At 50.0% G+C, this 20471-nt stretch carries 15 protein-coding genes and 3 pseudogenes; 7 read left to right on the top strand and 11 right to left on the bottom strand.

What is annotated here, in order from left to right; genetic code table 11:
* Window positions 1-4 precede the first annotated feature (4 nt).
* The 3 genes and pseudogenes from WBL83_RS01420 to WBL83_RS01410 all read left to right on the top strand — a co-directional run bounded on the left by WBL83_RS01420 (window position 5) and on the right by WBL83_RS01410 (window position 3580).
* A complete protein-coding gene (locus tag WBL83_RS01420) occupies window positions 5-2830 on the top strand; it encodes a hypothetical protein (protein WP_424587465.1) in 2826 nt (941 codons plus the stop codon).
* 186 nt (window positions 2831-3016) lie between these two features.
* Entirely contained in the window at window positions 3017-3256 is a 240-nt protein-coding gene (locus WBL83_RS01415) for a DNA polymerase V (RefSeq protein WP_424587464.1), read from the top strand.
* Window positions 3256-3580, top strand: a pseudogene (locus tag WBL83_RS01410) (LexA family protein). The gene WBL83_RS01415 and the pseudogene WBL83_RS01410 overlap by 1 nt, the downstream one beginning before the upstream one ends.
* Window positions 3581-3779: 199 nt before the next feature.
* Here the strand turns inward: WBL83_RS01410 and WBL83_RS01405 are convergent.
* The 5 genes and pseudogenes from WBL83_RS01405 to arsH form a co-directional block, all read right to left on the bottom strand.
* The gene (locus WBL83_RS01405) at window positions 3780-4580 is read right to left on the bottom strand and encodes a hypothetical protein (RefSeq protein ID WP_424587463.1); all 801 of its coding nucleotides are present in this window, start codon (window positions 4578-4580) and stop codon (window positions 3780-3782) included.
* Window positions 4581-5073: 493 nt separating this feature from the next.
* A complete protein-coding gene (locus WBL83_RS01400; protein ID WP_424587462.1) occupies window positions 5074-6018 on the bottom strand; it encodes an HNH endonuclease in 945 nt (314 codons plus the stop codon).
* A gap of 443 nt (window positions 6019-6461) precedes the next feature.
* A pseudogene (locus WBL83_RS01395) lies at window positions 6462-6566 on the bottom strand (choline ABC transporter permease); the annotation flags it as partial.
* 9 nt (window positions 6567-6575) lie between these two features.
* Window positions 6576-6980, bottom strand: a pseudogene (locus WBL83_RS01390) (glycine betaine ABC transporter substrate-binding protein); the annotation flags it as partial.
* 33 nt (window positions 6981-7013) lie between these two features.
* A complete protein-coding gene (arsH, locus tag WBL83_RS01385; RefSeq protein WP_424587461.1) occupies window positions 7014-7712 on the bottom strand; it encodes an arsenical resistance protein ArsH in 699 nt (232 codons plus the stop codon).
* A gap of 86 nt (window positions 7713-7798) precedes the next feature.
* On the opposite strand from arsH, the gene WBL83_RS01380 reads away from it, so the two are divergent.
* The 3 genes from WBL83_RS01380 to arsC are packed head-to-tail and all read left to right on the top strand — an operon-like array spanning window position 7799 to window position 9891.
* The gene (locus WBL83_RS01380) at window positions 7799-8119 is read left to right on the top strand and encodes a transcriptional regulator (protein WP_424587460.1); all 321 of its coding nucleotides are present in this window, start codon (window positions 7799-7801) and stop codon (window positions 8117-8119) included.
* A 44-nt stretch (window positions 8120-8163) separates the two neighbouring features.
* A complete protein-coding gene (locus WBL83_RS01375) occupies window positions 8164-9453 on the top strand; it encodes an arsenic transporter (RefSeq protein ID WP_424587459.1) in 1290 nt (429 codons plus the stop codon).
* Between the two features lie 12 nt (window positions 9454-9465).
* On the top strand, window positions 9466-9891 hold the full coding sequence (gene arsC / locus WBL83_RS01370; RefSeq protein ID WP_424587458.1) for a glutaredoxin-dependent arsenate reductase: 426 nt from the start codon (window positions 9466-9468) through the stop codon (window positions 9889-9891).
* A gap of 77 nt (window positions 9892-9968) precedes the next feature.
* Here arsC and WBL83_RS01365 read toward each other — a convergent pair whose 3' ends face one another.
* A complete protein-coding gene (locus WBL83_RS01365) occupies window positions 9969-10643 on the bottom strand; it encodes an SOS response-associated peptidase (RefSeq protein ID WP_424587457.1) in 675 nt (224 codons plus the stop codon).
* A 145-nt stretch (window positions 10644-10788) separates the two neighbouring features.
* Window positions 10789-11085, bottom strand: coding sequence for a YciI family protein (locus WBL83_RS01360; RefSeq protein WP_424587456.1), 297 nt, complete (start codon window positions 11083-11085; stop codon window positions 10789-10791).
* A gap of 224 nt (window positions 11086-11309) precedes the next feature.
* Here WBL83_RS01360 and tonB point away from each other — a divergent pair, with 224 nt between their 5' ends.
* Complete coding sequence (gene tonB / locus WBL83_RS01355; protein ID WP_424588013.1) at window positions 11310-12029, top strand: TonB system transport protein TonB; 720 nt, start codon at window positions 11310-11312, stop codon at window positions 12027-12029.
* Between the two features lie 62 nt (window positions 12030-12091).
* Here the strand turns inward: tonB and pqqU are convergent, their stop codons facing one another.
* From pqqU to WBL83_RS01335, 4 genes are all read right to left on the bottom strand, one after another.
* Window positions 12092-14212, bottom strand: coding sequence for a TonB-dependent receptor PqqU (gene pqqU, locus WBL83_RS01350; RefSeq protein WP_424587455.1), 2121 nt, complete (start codon window positions 14210-14212; stop codon window positions 12092-12094).
* A gap of 219 nt (window positions 14213-14431) precedes the next feature.
* Window positions 14432-15913, bottom strand: coding sequence for an L-asparagine permease (gene ansP, locus WBL83_RS01345; protein WP_424587454.1), 1482 nt, complete (start codon window positions 15911-15913; stop codon window positions 14432-14434).
* Window positions 15914-16121: 208 nt separating this feature from the next.
* Entirely contained in the window at window positions 16122-19217 is a 3096-nt protein-coding gene (locus tag WBL83_RS01340; protein ID WP_424587453.1) for a beta-galactosidase, read from the bottom strand.
* Between the two features lie 112 nt (window positions 19218-19329).
* Entirely contained in the window at window positions 19330-20436 is a 1107-nt protein-coding gene (locus tag WBL83_RS01335; RefSeq protein WP_424587452.1) for a LacI family DNA-binding transcriptional regulator, read from the bottom strand.
* Between the last annotated feature and the right edge of the window lie 35 nt (window positions 20437-20471).

Here is a 20471-nt window from a genome sequence, read left to right as displayed (position 1 = left end):
AATTATGGCTACTACACCTACCCAGAACCCTGTTCCGAGTGAAGCACCGCAGGATTTGAAGTTTAATATCGGAAAAATCGACCAGTTCACAACCGGTAGCGCAAAGCGCTACATCGACCGCCTTGGTGGTGAGCACAGGACAATCGCTGGCATTAATGATGAAATCGACGACATCGTTGCCTCTCTCGATACCGCGAGTTTCACATTTGACAGCATAGCCAGCGGCCTGACCGGGACGACGGACAAGCAATATTTCCGCGTGCCGCAGGGCAGTGGGTCCGATTACTCATTTATCTATTACCGGAACGCGAACGGTACTGCGATTGATGTTGCTGAGGCAGTGGGTAAAGCGGCGTTCGATAAACTGAAATCAGACACCGATGGCCTGGGCGAAATTTTCCGCACGCCAAATAAATGGTATGACGACAACTACGCGCTGATCACCACCGCGCCAGCGTCCGGCCGGACTCAGCTGGATATAGCCGGGGGCTTTTATAATAAGTCTGCGAATGCACTGAGCACCGTCGTTAGCGTGACTGATCGCCCGGCGCTGAGTCTCGCCAGCAAAGACGCAAACCTCGCCTTCATTCAGTATCAGATAACCCTGGGCGGGCTTGGAATAAATCCGGGGCAGGCGTTGTTCTCGTTTCGAATTTTATCCCTGACGCCGAACAGCCGACAGAACGATCGCAGCATTGTTATTCAGCTTGATGCCAGTGGGCAGGAAATTTCACGCACTGAAACCCGGTATCCGCTCACCGCAGTCACCGGTTATCAGGTGAATGTTCCGCTGGATATCGCGGCAAACTGCGACAGTGTGATTGTGTACTGGTCTGTCTCGGACAGCGCTCACTCTGTGACGCTCGATAACATCATGCTCTGCCAGGGGCGACTGGCGTATTACCGCCCACCATATCGCCGCGTGGTGTTCGATTATACCAGCCCGTTTATTACGGCCTCGGTTCAGAACAGCCGTTCCCGACAGGGCTGGCTGCTGGAGCGGATCTTCCCGAACGTGTATACCGATGAAGCATTTAACGACATTAATACCTTCTGGACGGCTCCCGTTCCGACCCGCGTCGTGACGAGCGATGTCGCGTCACTGAAATTTGTCGATGCGGTCGGGTATTTCACGCGCTCAATACTGAGAACTGAAATTGACGCCGGCACGATATCAGTCAGTGCAAACATCAAATCAAAAACTGCCGGTACCCAGCAGCTGCGTATTCTGCTTATCCAGTACAAAACGATTGACGGAAGTTCTGCAGCGAACGAACTGGCCCGCAGCACGCTCTCTTTCCCTGCTGGCATGCTCATCAAAAGCGATACGGAAATCAGTTTCGATGGGGTCGTGATTGACCCGGCTGCAAAATCATTCCGCATTTATATCGCCGGCTCCGGCGATATCCTGATGAGTAATTTCTTCATTGGCGGCGGGCCATCCAGCGCCTTCCGTCACGGTGCAGCAGCCGGTACCAGCTCCGGTTCGGGTTACGGGACGGTGTATTTATCCCCTACAGGAAGCGACACAGCAACCGGTAAACAGGATGCACCACTCCGGACTTTTGCGGCTGCCGCGGCGAAGCTGGGCAGTGCGGGGAAGGTGGTTTATCTGGCGGGTGATTACGGTGATGATGCCGTTATTCGTCTGACCGGCAACCAGACCTACACGGCTGAGGCTGCGCCGATGGCGCGGGTGCGCATTATTCGCGGGAATCGTATTACCGCCGGCTGGACTAAGACAGCAGGGACCACAAAAACATGGCAGGTGCCGTGGACCGGAAGTGCACCGTATCGCTTTATGTTCCTGGACGGTGTGCCGGAAGGGGAAATTTCACCGGCTGAACGTCACCCGTTGCAGCGCGGGCGCACACACCGCCTGCCATCCACCCGGCTGTGGCCGGTTGCCTCGCTGTCGGTACTGGACCAGGCGCAGAAACCGTCCTGGTTCTACGATGCGACGGCAAAACTCCTCTATATCACTGAGCCTGCCAGTGGCACTCCCGAGGGAAAGACATACGTCATCCCTGATGGTTCGTTTGTCAGCTGTACCGGGACGGGAAATTCGCTGACACTCAACCACATCGAGGGCTGGTATTGCTACGCCAGTTTAATTGGCTTTGACAGCTATGAACTGAATGACTGTTATGTGCTGGGGGGCGCTGCAGAGGGCGGTATTATGGCGGGCAGCACGCGCGGCATACGCCGTAACTGTGAGGTGGCCGCCAGTGGCAACGATGGCGCTAACTCCCATAACAGCCTCACTGTTGCCAGAAGTGTCGGTGCTGTCCCGCCGGTGCAGTCGGTCGCAATGATATTCGATGAATACTGTCACGATAACTACGATGACGGCTATTCGCCGCATGAGCGTTGCTATGAGTGGGTGCATGGCGGCCTGTATGAATACAACGGGGCAAACGGGATTGTGGCGGCGCTGGGCGCAAAGGTCAGCGTCTTTAATGCGCATGCGCGTAAGAACGGCCTGTTGCAACCCGTCGCGGCGGTCAATGGTAAGTCGTTCGGGTTTGGCGCGGTGCTGGCACCGGTTGAAGGAGAGGGAACCGGATACACGGAAATCACCTGCCATGGCTGCCAGTCAGAGAATCAGAATGGTGGGTTTTCGGCATTCGGCCCGAGCTGCATTGTGCGGCTGGTGAACTGTGAAACGGTGGGAACGCAGACTGCCCTGACGAGTGTGAACTCCGGCGGCACAGTGGACACACCGAGTTATCTGATTTCTCAGAACACGCGTGACAGCGGTTCGGTACAGGTCAAAACCGCACAGAATGGCGGGGTCATTACCGTCAAAAACTCGGCAGTGATTGCGTAAGTCCGAACACGAAACAGACCGGTGGGATCAATCAGGAGATATTTACAAAACCCATAATCCCTTCATCAGTAAAGCCCTTTCATCCCTGTAGCTCAACGCACTACCCACCCGCCATGCCGGTTCGCTTGATCTCCCCTTTAATAAATTTATACTGTTTAAGTGTACAGTATATTTAAGGGGGGGATCATGCCGCGTCAAAGTGACATTCCAGTCGCATTCATAAAAGCCATCAAGTCAGATCCAAAACGGGGCCGTGTCGTTTCAACACGGGACTTCATTGCAGAACTGGCAAAGCTCAATCACTACTGGTCACTGCAACAGGCCAATAAATGGATTAAGTTTTATCAGCATTCATTCCGCGACTTCACAGATCACGAAGGTGAGGACAAGGTCTACTTTCTGATGAACATGGGGAGGATCATGTAATGGGCTTCCCCTCTCCGGCAGCGGATTACGTTCATACACGTTTAAATGTTAATGATTTCTGCAGCATCACCCCTGGCGACACTGTGCTCAGTCACTACTGAAGATGGCTATGTTCTTCTCAGTAAATCACGACGGCCGAAGCAGGGAGATATCGTGCTGATTCAGTTCTGTGGAAACTCTCAGTTCGCGCGCATTCAGGGTAGTGCATTCATTACAGATGATGGTGAGGCGATAGAGGGCGAAGCGCTGGATGAGGTGGTCATTATTGGCAAGGTAACGTTCACGATTGTGAATGTGCAGCAGGACCATAGTCCGGTCATCTAGCTAGGCAGGGCATACAGCAACAGTAGCAGATGAAAAAGGAATTGCTATCGCCCCGTTATACGACGCTGTGATCAGATTCGCGGGAGATTAAAATCAGATTGAAACAATTGCAGCGGACCAAATAATATTTTCTTCGGTCCATTTCCAGAGAATAAGAAAAACAATTGTAACACGCTGCTTTTTTAAAGAGATATAGTTATTAAAGTGAGGTGCCTCTTTGCAGAGTCATATTAGAACTATGCTTTGAAACGGATTCCTTACTGAAAATGCGAGTGCAAGATAAATTCTCGTTAACTTTATAAAGAATGTATTGTTCAAACTGGTTGTGATAACCGTCTTTAATTAAGATGTCTTTAAGTATTTCTGGGGTGAAATTTTCAAAAACGTTACCGTTAAAGGGATTGTCCACATGTATCATATATGCCCAATCTAATATGCAATGCAGCTCCTTCCCATTCTTAACATAGAAAAAAACATAGCTCATTTTATTAGTTAAAAGCACACCACGTAACGTCAAAATATTTTTAGTGATGATGGGGTATTCAGTTTCTATGTGACCACTAACTTCTGTTTCACATTCTATTAATTTTCCTGATGTTGTTAATAAATAAAAAGTTATGTTATCAGTGAATGAAATTTCAACATTATCTCGCCGAACAGATAATGTTGTGTAAAGAGGTACGTCAACATCAATGGTTTCATATGCCTTGAGGATGATGGGTTTTTTTAAGTCAACCAAACTCCCTCTGCTTTGCTCATTAATTTTAATATATATTTTCGAAAATGTTATTGTATTATCTCTTTTGTTTGCAAGAATTAGATTGGTTATTCTCGTTTCATATAGTCGGCAAGATGTTATATGATAGCTCACACTTATTTTTTGCGTGAGCTTTTGAGTTCCAAAGTAAATAGTGAAACCAGCTGCAATGAAGGATAGTAATTTTATATCGAAAATTGACCATAGCCATTCTAAATGTGTAATTACTGTTTGATTAATCATCTACATACCAATATTTTTTAAGGAAAATGATCGCATATGTAATCATTTTATTCTTTTTTTGATAGAGAAGTAAATAAACATAAACAATGAATTTAAAAAAGCCATGCCCAGAAATGATAATAACTTGTGCAAACACTATGTGGTGGGGTTTATGTGTAAATTATTGGCTTGTATAAATTATGTTCTATTTGTGTGATTTTTGTTCAAATAAAAGTACATTACTTTCAGATGAATTGTTAATGATGGTTTACTTGATGGACTGGTGTTAAGCAGCAGGAATGTTAACGTGATAAAACATGGATGGGGCATCATGGAAGATTATGTCCAACAGTCTAGTAGAATAAACAATTTCATAAGTCTATACAGCCTACTGCAAAACAATGTGTTATTAATTTGTGACTCTACCCTTTTTCATGCGTTAGGTACTGAGGCCATGATGTTAGCTGAAAGAAAGCTTTCTTCAATAGCTAGGCAGAGGCTTAACCGTGAATAATTAAGGTTCGTTAAATATTTCCCATCTTTCAATCAAAGCTTCAATGTTGATTGCAGTTTTAGTTGGTTTCAGTTCATTACCTTCAAAACTTTGATAGTCAGATACTTTAGAGTGAATGGTTAATTTATACGGATTGATTCCAATGATGCTTTTATCAAATGCTCGGTGAAGATCTGCCCTTAGAATAAGTCCATTTGTATAATGCATACTGCCATTTTTTTTTACTTCATTTATATGTGCAGCATCCAACACCCTCCTGTCTGTAAAACCACTAATTAGACAAGTTCCAAAGCAATTTTCATAAACTAAGTCAGAAAAGCTTTTCTGCTGGCGAGCATCTCTAACTGTAACTGTATAACTTGCCATTTTAGGAAGGTGGTCATCATAAAACCCATTTTCATTACCTACTGGCAATTCCTCAAGGTGACCTAATGGCTTCCATAAAGGGTCATAATATGGAGAGTAATTTTTTGAAGTATTTTTAAGCTCAACAGAAAATGATTTCTGTTCGGCAGTATTATGCTGTCTTAAAACATCAAGGCGCTCCGCTATTTCTTCCCTCGTTAACTTGGAGAGACCTATTGATGTTGTATTTGATTGCTGAAGTGTCGATGGATGGGGTTTGCTGAAGTCCAATTCACCTAATTTTTGAGTCAACAAATCTTGCAATGATTTTACACTAACTTCATACCTACGTTTGTGAGGTACTGGAAATTTGTCAGCACTTGTCAACCCCAACACATTTCTTGCTTCTTGGGCGGTAAGGCGTCTAGTTTCGTTTAAGTTGTTAGTTTTTCTATAATGGTAACGAAACCATTTATGGATACTATCTAAATCATTTTTGGATATTCCTTTTCCTAGAGCTAAAAAAAGTTCAGTAAGTTCCTCTGTGAACTCATCAGCAAGATTGATTAGCTCAACTCTTGTGATAGAACGTTCAGACATTTTCCATTCCTTTTAGATTTCTATCCACAGCTACCGCCCTAAGTGGTATCTGTTCTGATTAAATTGGTGTATCCAAATACTACCAATATTTAATGGTTCTTCAAGAGGGCAATCAGATTATCCCTAAAGTTTGATATCCTTGGTTATGCGATTACCATGGGAAATGGTTCACGAATTGAAGCAGATATGTTCGCAGAAGTACTCATAAAAAAGCGTATTCTCTGTTAGTTCATGAAGTTATCTGAAAGCAAATTCCGTTTTCTGTAAAAAGATTCTTCTAAAACAGATGGATATGTGAAATTTAGCTATAAACTGAAGACTTGTAGAACATAAGTTAAATAAAAAGCAGCCAATTAGGCTACTTTCTGATGGATTACTGGTGATGCGAAAGGGTTTTTAGCTCACACATCTGATACCCCATGACTTGACGACGATGAAGAAACAATCACAATCGCCAGACCCACAGCCATTAATACTAACCACAGATGCTGTAGCACCAGACTGCCGAGATATCCCGCGTTATCAATCATATAGTGCAACGTTTCCATGGTGCCTCCTTAGAGCAAACCTTTCTGTTGCAGGAATTCAGGCGCAACCTGCTGTGGGGTTTGATGGTCGATATCCACTTTGGCATTCAGAGTGGAGATCACGTCGTTGTTCAGCAGACCGGAGAGGGTATCAAACGCTTCTTCAAGGCCTGTATTGGCTGCCAGCGTATCTATACGCACTACCGGCGTGACAGCGTAACTTGGGAAGTAGCCCTTATCATCTTGCAGCACTTTTAAATCAAAGCCTTTTACGCGCCCGTCAGTGGTGTAGATAAGACCCGCGTCATCAAACCCATCGCGCACGGCGTTATACACAAGGCCTGGGTCCATCTGACGAATCTGCGGTCTGAATAACGGCATGTTGTAGGCTTGCTGTAACGGCTTCATACCATCGCTACGGCCGGAGAGTGCCAAAAGCGGATGTTTTTAAGCCCTTAAGAAAGGACGTTATATTTTGTCCTGATTGACGCGGGATGAAAGCTCCTGATGGCTTTCTTTTCGTTCGCTGTAGCGATCGGCAAGATAACTGGTTTGCCCCTTGAGCAGCAGCGTGATTTTAAACAGCTCCTCGGTGACATCGACAATGCGATCATACCAGGACGAGGGCTTCATTCGCCCGTTCTCATCGAATTCCTGCCAGGCTTTGGACACTGAGGACTGGTTGGGGATCGTGAACATCCGCATCCAGCGCCCAAGAATACGCATTTGGTTCACGGCGTTGAAGGACTGCGACCCGCCGCAGACCTGCATCACCGCCAGGGTTTTACCCTGGGAAGGGCGAACAGCCCCTTCGCTTAAAGGTATCCAGTCGATCTGTGCCTTCATTACCGCACTCATTGCTCCATGCCGCTCTGGGGAACTCCATACCATCCCGTCACACCATCTGACGAGCTCGCGTAGCTCGGCGACTTTTGGGTGCGTATCCGGGGCATCATCCGGAAGAGGCAAGCCAGAGGGATTAAACAGCCTGACTTCCGCTCCCATCGCGGTTAGCAGTCGTCCAGCTTCTTCTGCTGCAAAACGGCTGTAGGAACGCTCTCTTACCGAACCATACAGAATCAGAATTCGTGGCGGCTCCTGAAGCTTTAGGTGTTCAGCAATCTGCTGATCGAAGCAATCAGCGTTCAGTGCAGGAAAGTGGTCCATTTTTTTCTCCTCCAGGAGGTCTGATGATTTAAAAATTAACACATATGATATACCATATGTGTATTCTAAAGGAAACGGAGTGAAAAATGCTACAGCCTGTTCAGCTTTTTAAAATCCTGTCGGATGAAACCCGCCTCGCCATTGTCATGCTTCTCCGAGAGTCTGGCGAACTGTGCGTATGCGATATCTGCGCGGCTACTTCTGAATCACAGCCTAAAATTTCTCGCCATATAGCTATCCTACGTGAGGCTGAGCTGGTACTGGATCGTCGGGAAGGGAAATGGATTCACTATCGTCTGTCCCCCCATATGCCTGCATGGGCCAGTGAAACAATAACGACGTCGTGGCAGTGCCTGCGCGATGATGTGCGTGAATGGCTGGAAAAATCCGAATGTACTTCTTGCTGATAAGTTTAATCACATGCATATAAACATATATAAAGGAGTCTGAAATGTTTCTCGCAGGGAGTATCTTTATACTGACGTTGGTCTTGGTCATCTGGCAGCCCAGAGGCCTCAGCATTGGATGGAGCGCAAGTATTGGAGCTGTACTGGCGCTGGGAACGGGGGTCATCCACATTGATGATATCCCCGTCGTCTGGAATATCGTCTGGAACGCAACAGCGTCATTCATCGCGGTGATCATCATCAGCCTGCTGCTCGATGAGTCCGGATTCTTTGAATGGGCCGCACTACATGTATCCCGTTGGGGTAACGGGCGAGGTCGCCTGCTATTTACTTGGATAGTTCTGCTTGGCGCTGCTGTTGCAGCTCTCTTTGCTAACGACGGTGCAGCATTGATACTAACGCCGATTGTAATTGCGATGCTGCTCGCACTGGGGTTCAGCCAGGCGACGACGCTAGCCTTTGTCATGGCTGCAGGATTTATCGCGGATACCGCCAGTCTGCCGCTGATTGTTTCTAACCTGGTAAATATTGTCTCGGCGGATTTCTTTGGCTTGGGCTTTACACAGTACGCTACCGTGATGGTCCCTGTGAACCTGGCGGCCATTGCTGCCACGCTGGGCATGCTACATCTCTTCTTCCGCCGCGATATTCCGGCCAGATATGACGTTTCACTGCTGAAGATGCCAGCCCATGCGATTAAGGATCCGGCGACGTTCAGGGCGGGATGGATTGTTCTGCTGCTCCTATTGGTAGGTTTCTTTATTCTGGAGCCGCTGGGGATCCCCGTCAGCGCGATAGCAGCAGCTGGCGCAGCAGTGCTGTTCGTGGTCGCAAAGAGTGGCCATGCCATTAATACCGGCAAAGTGCTGCGTAATGCGCCCTGGCAGATCGTGATTTTCTCGTTGGGTATGTATCTGGTCGTCAACGGCCTGCGGAATGCCGGACTCACTGAGTATCTTTCAGCTGTACTCAATATGCTGGCAAACAAAGGTTTATGGGCTGCTACGTTCGGAACCGGTTTCCTGACTGCGTTCCTGTCGTCGGTAATGAACAATATGCCGACGGTGCTGATTGGTGCATTGTCCATTGACGGAAGTGCTGCTACCGGCGTCGTCAGAGAGGCGATGATTTATGCCAATGTGATTGGCTGCGATTTAGGTCCTAAAATCACCCCTATTGGGAGTCTGGCAACCCTGCTGTGGCTTCATGTGTTGGCACAGAAAAATATGACCATCACCTGGGGGTATTACTTCCGCACCGGCATAATCATGACCCTGCCCGTGCTGTTCGTCACTCTGGCCGCGCTGGCGTGGCGGCTCTCTGTCACTTTGTAAGGAGATACTGATATGAGCAACATTACCATCTATCACAACCCGTCCTGCGGCACCTCACGTAACACACTGGAGATGGTCCGTAACAGTGGTAACGAACCAACCATTATTTATTATCTCGATACACCACCGACTCGTGTTGAACTTATCAAACTGATTTCAGATATGGGTATTGCAGTACGCGCATTACTGCGTAAGAACGTTGAACCTTATGAGCAGTTGGGTCTTGATGAAGACAAATTTTCTGATGAGCAGTTGATTGATTTTATGCTTCAGCATCCGATCCTGATTAATCGGCCGGTTGTAGTGACGCCACTTGGCACGCGTCTTTGCCGTCCCTCAGAAATTGTGCTGGAAATTCTCCCTGAAGGTCAGAAAGGCTCTTTTACTAAAGAGGATGGCGAAAAGGTCATTGATGAAACAGGGAAAAGAATTAAGTAATCTTTCCACTTCATATTATCTGGCGCCTGTTTGCTTCATGCGGGCGTCAGCTCCTCGCTCAAAGCTGACAGCCCTTATTAAGGGTCAATATTTCTGATTAAATCTGCGCCTTGGTTTTTCACATTCCCTACAGCCCGTATTACCGGATGCCAGGTAAATTCATCTGCCGGCAACGCGGCATCATGAGCCAGTTCGTTGGCCTGAGCTCCAGCGGTTTCTTGATTCATCCATTCCAGTGCCGCTTCAGGTGCAAATACCAAAGGCCTACGGTCGTGAATATCAACCATGCCTTTATCGGCCGCCGCCGTCACAACCAAAAATCCCTCCGCCTCATCCCCCATATCAAACGGCTGCTTACCAATCGCGGCAAAGAAGAGCGGCTTCCTGTCTTTCCTGTAGATGTAATAGGGCTGCTTTTTGTCTCCTTCCTTCTTCCACTCATACCAACCGTCAGCAAACACAATCGCCCGGCCATGATTCCAAAGTGGTTTGAACATCCGGCTGGTGGCCGCTGTTTCGACTCTGGCGTTTATTAGTGGTGGCTTGTCCCACCACCCTGGAGCATACCCCCAGTGAACGGGATCTAAGTGAAGGGTGCCGTCACGATTATTCAGTAGAAGAACTTTTGTGCCGGGAGCAACATTATATCGACCGATCGGCTCAGGATCATAGGGTATGTTTTCTTCCGCTTCTTCGAGAAGAAAAGCAAGATAGTCGTCGCGAGATTGGATTTGAGTAAAGCGTCCACACATGGCCACCTCCAGATTGATACAGGAAGTATAGGAAACCATAAAAAAGGCACTTCAAAATACAATGTGTACTTATCTGTGCCCTTTAATTAAAAATTATTAGTGAAGTATGTTTTATTTGATTGATATTATTGGTTTTAATATCAAATCAAAAAACCTTTTTGTAAGGCTTAATCGCGACAGTCTTATACACACCCGCAGCGTTATAAGGATCGGCATCGGCCCAGGCTTGCGCTTCTTCCTGTGATGTAAATTCTGCAATCACCGTTGAACCGGTAAAACCTGCAGCACCCGGATCATTACTATCAACGGCAGGCATTGGCCCTGCGGTTAACAGGCGACCTTCATCGCGTAAAAGTTGCAGGCGTGCAAGGTGGGCAGGGCGCACAGCTAACCGCTTTTCGAGAGAGTCGGCATTATCTTCCGCATAAATGACATACAGCACGTGCAGCACTCCTTATTGATATGAGGTATGTAAAATACGGTAAGTGAATGGCGCTAAGACTGCAATTGAAAGATAAACAAGATGTTAAATCGCGGTCCCGAATGGGGGAAATTCAGCCAGCCGCCAGTTAAATGCGTCACTTTATTCGATGCGTTGTTGAATATGATTGCTATTTGCATTTAAAATTGACGCCTGTTTAAGAGACCTAAGCCATTATGACGTCAATGACCCTTGATTTACCTCGCCGCTTTCCATGGCCGACCGCGCTTTCGGTTATGCTACATGGTGCTGTTGTCGCGGGGTTGCTCTATACCTCGGTACATCAGGTTATTGAGTTGCCATCGCCTGCACAGCCTATCACTGTCACCATGGTGGCTCCCGCGGAGCTGGAACCGCCACAACCTGAAGTTGTGCAGCCTCCACCAGAGCCGGTAGCCGAGCCTGAGCCTGAACCGATTCCTGAGCCGCCGAAAGAAGCGCCGGTTGTCATTCATAAGCCAGAGCCGAAACCTAAGCCAAAACCGAAGCCGAAGCCTGAGAAAAAGGTTGAGCAGCCGAAGCGTGAAGTTAAACCGGTAGAAACACGTCCGACTGCGCCTGTCACCAATACGGCACCTGCTCGTCCGGCACCTGTGGCTAAAACGGCGCCAGTGGCGTCGACTGCACCGGTTGCGACTGGCCCACGAGCCCTTAGCCGTAATTCGCCTCAATATCCGAGCCGCGCCCATGCCTTACGCATTGAAGGTAAAGTCCGCGTGAAGTTTGATGTGGGTGCCGATGGTAGCGTGAGTAACGTGAGTATTCTTTCTGCGCAGCCTGCCAACATGTTTGAGCGCGAAGTGAAAATGGCGATGAAAAAATGGCGTTACGAAAGCGGTAAGCCAGGCCAGGGTTTGATTGTCAACGTGGTGTTCAAGCTTAACGGTGGCGCCACAATGGAGTAATCGAACTCCAGTGCTGCAAAAAAACGGAACCCCAGGGTTCCGTTTTTTGTTGCTACGATGGCTTACAGGAAGGTGTAACTCAGATTCACACCCACGCCATAATTGCGTCCTGGTGCAGGTTCGAAGTAACGACCATTCCCTTCATTAACGATGACGGACCCGACATATTCCCGGTCGAATAAGTTATCGACGCGACCCCAGACATCCAGCATCCAGCGTTCCTGAATACGCAGTTTGTAACCACTGTTCAGCGAGGCAACGGTATAAGTTGGCGCCTGGGCAGTATTCTCGTCATTGGCTTGAATATCACTCATATATCGCACGTCAGCTCCGGCATAGAAACCTTCTGGTGGTGCGTATTCAAGCGACGCGTAGCCCATATTGCGTGCAATACCGGGAATGCGATTTCCCTCGCAATTGTCGGCACCACAGGCGTTGCTGCGATAAGTTGCATCGAGATAAGTCCACGCCATTTTGACACGCCAGTCATAGCCAAGCTGGCTATCAGCGGAAAGCTCCATCCCGCGACGTCGTGTTTCACCGGCATTTTTGTAAGTTGTGCGCCCGCCGCTACTTTGGTCAGCGACAATCTCATCGTCGGTGTCGGTCTGGAAGAGTGCCGCCGTCAACAGGCTATTGCCGAGTCGGGTTTTGCTACCGACTTCAATGGTATCGCTGGTGGCCGGTTTTAAGCCAAAGTTCAGACCGGACTGGCCATTATCCCGATACGAAAGCTCGTTGATGGTTGGCGTTTCAAAGCCGCGACCCGCGGAGGTATAAATATTCCATGCGTCAGTGACGGCATACTTCAGCGCCGCGGCTGGCAGCCATTTGTGATAGCTCGCATCGCCGCTGTCATCGCCATTGAGCGTGGTGATGTACTGATCATTGGAGTCGAAGTATACCGAGCTAAAGCGCACACCCGCATCCAGACTCAACTTATCAGTCAACTGCCAGGCGGTTTGCAGGTAAGGATCGACGTTCCACATCAGATTGCGTTCGTCACGGCGCAAATCGCCTTTCTCACCCAAAACTGTGGAGCCGTTTTCTACCACAAAGTTTTCATAACCTTTGCGCTTTTCCGACATGGTTTCGTAATCAAGACCGGTGGTAAACGTCACCGGAACGGACAGCCAATTCCCACGATGCGTCCAGCGTGAATCAATTCCTTGATAGTGACGTGAAAGCTCGATAACGCCGCCCGGATGAGTCGGATTTAACTGCGGTGCGACAGGAATCGATTGATATTGCGTCGTTTCGCGCACGCCCGCGTAAGCCATGATACTTAGATCATCGTCCGCAGAAAGCTGGCGGTCATAACGCAGCCCGGCCTGGGTCTGTTTGGTGGTTTTGCGCGTGTTGTACTGCTCAGCGCGCGGTGCCTGAGTCGGGTTGTCATGCCATTCCTGCTCGGTTAAGCCGCCCGGATCATTGGCATCAATATCGACACTATTGAGCATCAGCGTCAATTTGCTGGCTTCGTTAAGACGCACGCCCAATTTGGCGTTGCCGAGATTCTTTTGTGCACTGCTGTGGTCACGATAACCGTGAGTGGTAAAGCGCGAAGCAGAAATGGCGTAATCGACATCGCCCGCCTGGGTGCCGTCACCCGTTGCGCCAGTCGCTTTGATGCTGTTGCGCCAGCTACCGAAACTGCCGTAATAGCTACTGGCTTCAAAGGTCGGGGGCTGCGTGCCAGTGGTGGTGGTGACATTCACCACGCCGCCGGAGGAGTTTCCGTACAACGCAGAGAAGGGACCGCGTAAAACTTCAACGCTTTCAACGCTGTTTAAATCGATATTTGAGGTCTGGCCTTGCCCGTCGGGCATGGTGGCGGGAATACCATCCACATACATGCGTATTCCGCGCACGCCATACGTTGAGCGCGAGCCGAATCCACGAATCGAAAGCTGCAAATCTTGCGCATAGTTCTGGCGGTTCTGGACTTGCAGGCCCGGTATGCTGCTCAGGCTTTCTGAAAGATTCACGCGTGGTGCGGCCTGACGCATATCGTCGCCATTAATGACACTCACTGCCGCAGGGGTATCCAGCTCGGAAATCGTCCCTTGCGTTGCGGTAACGACCATCGTGTCTTCTGCTGCGAGCGCAGGAAGGGCAAAAGACGACAGCGCCGGGACGAGTATCAGTGGAAGGGAGATCTTTCCATGTTGCACAATTTTCATCAGACATTTTCACAGGTGGGAGCATTTACGCTCCAGACGAACCATCTGGAACATTCTAGTGTATATGTTAATACTTGTGATGAATGTTTGAAAAGTGTTAACGGCACATAACGTTAATGCGGCGGCGATTTCTGGCAAGAATTGTTGGCATGAATGATTGGTGGGAGGTAAAGATAGCCACCCATCTAAGCGTAGCTATCTTTTTTAAAGCAAAGTGACTTAACCCTTATCCTTCAACGTGGTGCTTTCTTCGTGGTGGAAATCTACCTGACTGGCAATTTCGCGCACTCGTTTACGGGCACCAAACCAGCCCAGCACCAGCAGCAAAGCAATCAACGGAATAGAGGCGATGGTATAAGTCCCGTTCGGATAATCAAAACTCATCAGCACCAGCACGCTAAACAGGAATAACAACGTCAGCCATGAAGTGTACGGCGCTCCAGGCAATTTAAAGCTGACATCTGCTGCTTTGCCTTCTTTAATCGCTTTGCGCAGACGCATCTGGCAAACCACAATAAACGCCCAGGAAGAGATAATCCCCAGCGACGCAACGTTGAGGACGATTTCGAACACTTGTGACGGCACCAGGTAATTTAACAGCACGCCAATCACATACACACCCAACGTGACCAGAATTCCCGCGTAAGGGACCTGCTGCTTGCTCATCTTCGACATGAATTTAGGCGCAGAACCGCCCATCGACATCGAACGCAGAATACGCCCGGTGGAATAGAGGCCTGAGTTGAGGCTGGAAAGCGCAGCACTCAGCACCACCATATTCATAATGTCGCCGATGTAAGGCACGCCGAGTTTGGAGAAAAATGTCACAAACGGACTTTGCCCTGCTTGATAGGCATTCCACGGCAGTAACAGCACCAGTAAAACCACTGAACCGACGTAAAACAGACCGATACGCCAGATAACGCTGTTAATCGCTTTCGGCACCATGGTCTGCGGGTCTTTACATTCGCCTGCGGCGGTGCCCACCAGTTCAATCGAAGCAAAGGCAAACACCACCCCCTGAACCAGCACTAAAGCGGGCAGCAAGCCATGGGGGAAGAATCCGCCATTATCGGTTATTAAGTGAAAGCCGGTCGCGTTGCCATCAAGCATTTTACCGCTGCCGAGGAATATGGTACCGACGACCAAAAAGACCACGATGGCGAGAACTTTGATTAATGCAAACCAGAACTCCATTTCGGCGAACCATTTTACGCCGATCATGTTCATGGTGCCGACAATCCCCAGCGCACAAAGGGCAAACACCCATTGCGGGACATCACCGAATGCGCCCCAGTAGTGCATATACAGTGCCACGGCGGTGATATCGACAATGCCGGTCATCGCCCAGTTGACGAAGTACATCCAGCCGGCGACATAAGAGGCTTTTTCCCCAAGAAACTCACGGGCGTATGAGACAAAACTGCCGCTTGAAGGGCGATGCAATACCAGTTCACCCAGTGCGCGCAGAATGAAGAATGAGAAGATCCCGCACACCAGATAGACCAGTGCTAACGCAGGGCCTGCCATTTGAAGACGCGCGCCTGCGCCTAAAAACAGGCCGGTACCAATGGCGCCGCCGATGGCAATCATCTGAACCTGACGGTTGCCCATCGCTTTGTGATAACCGGAATCGTGAGAATTCAGCCAGCGCCGTTTGGCCGCGTGTTTTTCCGCTTCCGTTTTTTGTGTTGTTTGCATGTTTACCCTGTTCCCTTGTTGAAAAGATCCCCGTGTATTTGCCTGACATTTTTATAAATTCAGCGCCATAGCAAATCGGGCGCTAAATCCTATACAGGATTGTTAACGGACGCTAATCACTTTTGTCGAAAAAGAAGGGAGGAAGGAGAAAAAAATGTTACGAAATGGCAACACGGAAAATCCGCGTTGCCTGGGAAGAGACGAGGTTTTAACTACGTAGCCAGCTGATCTCGTAGTGATAATGCTGTTTATCGAGCAAATACTCCGGCGACACGCTCGGGCTCCAGGAATCATCACCGCCTACGCCCATATGGAAACCATCCAGATTCAGGCATGTTCCCGGTTCTTCTACCAACAAATGACGATGCGAGGTTTCGCGCAATTGTTGCTGGCTGAAGCGGCTGATATTGAAGTGGAATTTCCCCTGCCAGAGATTGTCGCCATACTCCAGGCGCTGGGTATCGCAACGCAGGCCATTCTCCGTCGGGAAAACATACGGGGTATATAGCGCTTCAAGCGGGCGCTGCCAGTAATCAAACAGAGCGGATTGCTGACGATCAGGGTAGTTCTCATGCGGCCCCAATCCCAGCCAGTTCACCTGCGCTTCAACCTGAGCCAACTGGCAGGTCAGCCCGATACGGGCAGGTGGCGGGGTACCAAACGCGACGTCAACATCCACACTGATGTGGAGTGCGCCCTGGCAGTCAATTCGCCACAATTTGCGGCTGACAAATAAGGTTTTTCCGTCGTGCAGCCAGCGATGCACCGTAAGCACCTGGACTTCACTGGCCAGCGCTTGCGCTTCACAATATTCCAGCTGTGATTCAAGCTGGTACATGCCCGCCGCTTTCCAGCGCTCGACCCAGGCGTTGGGATCAATGCGCGTCACTTCACTGACACCGATATCGTTATCTAACGGAGCTCGAGTGAACTGATCCTGGAGTGGCTGTAACAGCGTGGGTTGCTGCGCTTTCCACCACTGGCTCAGCAGTCCGGTTTCACGCTTGAATTGCCAGTGCTGGCGACCATGGCGGATATCAAAATGACAGGGGCTGGCTTCAAGCGTCGGGGCTTCGCCGTTAACCGGCGGCAGCGTGGCGTGCAGTACACCCTCAAGTTGCCACTGATCCCAGGCGCAAATATGTCCGGCTTCAGACCACTGCGTGGCGTTAATGTGCTGCACTTTTACCGTCAGCCAGACGTCGCCACTTTCCGTCATGGTAGGGAGTGAATCGAGGACGATAACCTGCTTACCTTGCGGCGCGATATCTAACGGCGCTTCACCTTCGGCGAGCGGCGTGCCCGCTTGCGAAACCTGCCAAATCAAACGCTCATTATCGCTGTGACGGAACAAATATTCGCTGGTGATTTCAAGGCGCAACGGGCTTTCGCGATGAAGGTCAAACTGGAAAAACTGCTGTGCTTGTTGGGCTTCATACAGCGCCGGATGCGGCGTGCGGTCGGCAAATACCAGGCCATTCATGCAGAACTGGCGATCGTTTGGCCTGTCGCCGAAATCACCGCCATATGCGGAAAACGGCACGCCGTGCTCGTCATGTTTGATAAGCGATTGGTCTACCCAGTCCCAGACAAAACCACCTTGTAAACGTGGATACTGACGGAACGCCTGCCAGTATTTATGGAAGCCGCCAAAGCTGTTACCCATGGCATGGGCATACTCACAGAGGATTAGCGGGCGGGTTTCATCCGGCATGCCGACCCATTTTTTAATTGACCATTTTGGTACCGCCGGGAAGGGCTGATCCTGGTCGACGCGGGCATACATCGGGCAAATAATATCGGTGGCGGCACTGTTGGCGCCGCCGCCTTCGTACTGCACCGGCCGCGTAGGGTCGACTGATTTTATCCAGCGATAGAGTGCGTCGTGATTCGCACCGTGTCCCGACTCGTTGCCGAGCGACCAGATGATAATCGAAGCATGGTTGATGTCGCGTTGCACCATGCGCGTCACGCGTTCAGTCATCGCGGGCAGCCACACCGGATCGTCACTCAGACGATTCATCGGCACCATGCCGTGGGTTTCAATGTTCGCTTCATCCACCACATACAGCCCGTAACGGTCACACAGGCGATACCACAGCGGATGATTGGGGTAATGCGAGCAGCGCACAGCATTAAAGTTGTGCTGCTTCATCAGCAAAATGTCCTGGCGCATGGTTTCAACGTCCATGACCTGGCCATTTACCGGATGATGTTCGTGGCGGTTGGTGCCACGGATCAGCAAAGGTTTGCCGTTTAGCTTCAACAATCCCTGATGAATTTCGACTTTTCGCACGCCAACGTCCCAGGCTTCTGCTTCTATCGTCGCCCCCTGGTTATCGCGCAAAACCACCACCGCGCGGTAAAGATGGGGCTGTTCAGCACTCCACAGCAGCGGATTGGCAACCGGGATTTTGAGCGTAGTGCGGTCACTATAGGCACCACGCTCATCAATAATCTCACTGCCGAGTGCTTGCTGTTTTTCACCTACGCACTGTTCGCCTAGCCACAATTGCACGCAGACTTGCAGTGCGCTGTCGATTTCACCCTTGACCACTACCTGCGTTTCAACAATAGCGTGGCTAAAATCTTCATTAAGATGCGTCGCGATGCGCACATCGCTCAGCTGGGTTACGGGTTTATGCAGCAGCGTCACATCGCGGAAAATCCCGCTCATGCGCCACATATCCTGATCTTCGAGATAACTCCCGTCGCACCAACGCAGCACCATCACCGCAATGCGATTTTCCCCGACATGCAGCACGTTACTGAGGTCAAATTCAGACGGCAGGCGACTGTCCTGCCCGTAGCCAATCCAGTGGCCATTGCACCACAGGTGAAAAGCAGAGTTCACGCCCTCAAAAATAATCCGCGTCTGCCCACTTTCTAACCACGAAGGCTCGACGTCAAATGTGAGCGAGTAACAACCAGTGGGATTTTCTTCAGGAACGCATGGTGGGGTGACTGGAATCGGGTAGGTAACATTGGTGTAGATCGGCGCATCAAAACCATACATCTGCCAGTTGGATGGCACAGGTAAGGTCTGGGCATCAGGTAAGTTCGCCTCAAGCCAACCTTCGGGAACCTTCTCGGGCTGCGTAAAGTAGCTGAACTGCCAGTCACCGTTCAGGCTTATCAGGCTTTCAGATTTCATGTCGTCGCGCGCGGCCTGTTCATCACGCCAGCTGGCAAACGGCGGATGAGCGGCCAGACGATTGAGTTGCGTGACGGCTGGATTTTCCCAGTCGCGGCGGCCAAGAATCGCTGCCAGTGATGCGGCGACAGTACCCGATTGAATAGTCATGCTGGAGGTTCCTTTGTATTTTTGCGATGCGCTCACAATTTCAATCACTATGATTTTTGTGCACAGCAAAGTAAAGCAGCAAAACAGTTTCAGGTGAGGCGATTCACAGAAATTACTTCAGCCGCGCAACCTGTCGGGCGAGCACCGTCAGTGCCTCGGCAAGCTGCTGCGGCGACGTGGCAAAGGTATCCGGAGCGGCAGTGGTTTTACGCTCAATTAACGTGACCGGCAGCACTGAGGCTTGCACTGGTTGATTCGGTGCATGAATGTGTTTAAGCAGACGGTCGACGCTGGCACTTCCCAGCGCTTTAAAATCTTGTTTAATGGTGGTGAGCGGCGGGATAAAACAGGCGCTATCTTCGGTGTCATCATAGCCAATCACCGAAACCTGGCCTGGCACGGATAACCCCGACTCATGCAGCGCGCGTAAAGCGCCTAACGCCATCTGGTCGTTGGCGACCAACAGGGCGGTGAAGGTGACATTAAGCCCCAGCAGCGCAAGCGTCTGGAGATAACCCGAATGCGAACTCCAGTCTCCCTGCAGTTGCGCGCAGGTCTTTAACTGGTGTTGCGCCAGCGCCTGTTGCCATCCCTCAAGGCGCATACGGGCGGAAACCGAGGTCGGCGGCCCACTGAGCAAAGCAATATGCTGGTGGCCTTGCGCAACCAGATGATCAACCGCCAGTTGCGTACCGGCCGTCACATCAAAAGTAATACTGTTCATCATCAGCGCGGGCGAGACATCGAGGAATAACGCAGGCACGTTACCGCACATCTCCGTGACGGCTCGCACTTGCTCATCTTCCAGTGGGATGTTGACGATCAAGCCGTCCACGCGCTGCGAAAGCAAATTGTTGACTGCATTTTTACAGGCATCCAAATCAGGCTGCTCAATCATCGACATCATCACATTAAAGTGAAGTTTGCTGGCCTGAGACTTTATGGCAGAGGCGATTTGTGACGGGGCGTGCAGGGATAAATTACTGGTCACCAGGCCAATATTCTGGCTCAGTTTCCCCGCCAGTTGCTGTGCTACGCGGTTGGGAACGTAATTAAGCGACTGCATTGACGCTTCGACTTTACGCCGGGTTTTGTCAGAAACGTGCTCCGCCTGATTGATAACGCGCGAGACCGTTTGATAGGAAACATTGGCATGTTTCGCCACATCGTAAAGCGTCATCGATTTGGTTTTCACGGCGGGTTTCCTTATAGCGCTCATATTCCGGTTTGTAGGGCATTATCGATCATTTGCGC

The sequence above is a fragment of the Buttiauxella sp. genome, assembly GCF_049686335.1.
Lineage (GTDB): Bacteria > Pseudomonadota > Gammaproteobacteria > Enterobacterales > Enterobacteriaceae > Buttiauxella.
The sequence above is the reverse complement of the archived record's forward strand: the minus strand, read 5'-3'. Positions and strand labels throughout refer to the sequence as shown.

Bases quoted from the DNA above. Each gene is read 5' to 3' on its own strand.
- WBL83_RS01335 (WP_424587452.1), bottom strand. From the start codon at position 20,436: ATGAGCGCTATAAGGAAACCCGCCGTGAAAACCAAATCGATGACGCTT.
- WBL83_RS01375 (WP_424587459.1), top strand. From the start codon at position 8,164: ATGTTTCTCGCAGGGAGTATCTTTATACTGACGTTGGTCTTGGTCATC.
- WBL83_RS01365 (WP_424587457.1), bottom strand. From the start codon at position 10,643: ATGTGTGGACGCTTTACTCAAATCCAATCTCGCGACGACTATCTTGCT.
- arsC (WP_424587458.1), top strand. From the start codon at position 9,466: ATGAGCAACATTACCATCTATCACAACCCGTCCTGCGGCACCTCACGT.
- WBL83_RS01380 (WP_424587460.1), top strand. From the start codon at position 7,799: ATGCTACAGCCTGTTCAGCTTTTTAAAATCCTGTCGGATGAAACCCGC.
- WBL83_RS01420 (WP_424587465.1), top strand. From the start codon at position 5: ATGGCTACTACACCTACCCAGAACCCTGTTCCGAGTGAAGCACCGCAG.
- ansP (WP_424587454.1), bottom strand. From the start codon at position 15,913: ATGCAAACAACACAAAAAACGGAAGCGGAAAAACACGCGGCCAAACGG.
- tonB (WP_424588013.1), top strand. From the start codon at position 11,310: ATGACCCTTGATTTACCTCGCCGCTTTCCATGGCCGACCGCGCTTTCG.
- WBL83_RS01405 (WP_424587463.1), bottom strand. From the start codon at position 4,580: ATGATTAATCAAACAGTAATTACACATTTAGAATGGCTATGGTCAATT.
- pqqU (WP_424587455.1), bottom strand. From the start codon at position 14,212: ATGAAAATTGTGCAACATGGAAAGATCTCCCTTCCACTGATACTCGTC.
- WBL83_RS01340 (WP_424587453.1), bottom strand. From the start codon at position 19,217: ATGACTATTCAATCGGGTACTGTCGCCGCATCACTGGCAGCGATTCTT.
- WBL83_RS01400 (WP_424587462.1), bottom strand. From the start codon at position 6,018: ATGTCTGAACGTTCTATCACAAGAGTTGAGCTAATCAATCTTGCTGAT.
- WBL83_RS01415 (WP_424587464.1), top strand. From the start codon at position 3,017: ATGCCGCGTCAAAGTGACATTCCAGTCGCATTCATAAAAGCCATCAAG.
- arsH (WP_424587461.1), bottom strand. From the start codon at position 7,712: ATGGACCACTTTCCTGCACTGAACGCTGATTGCTTCGATCAGCAGATT.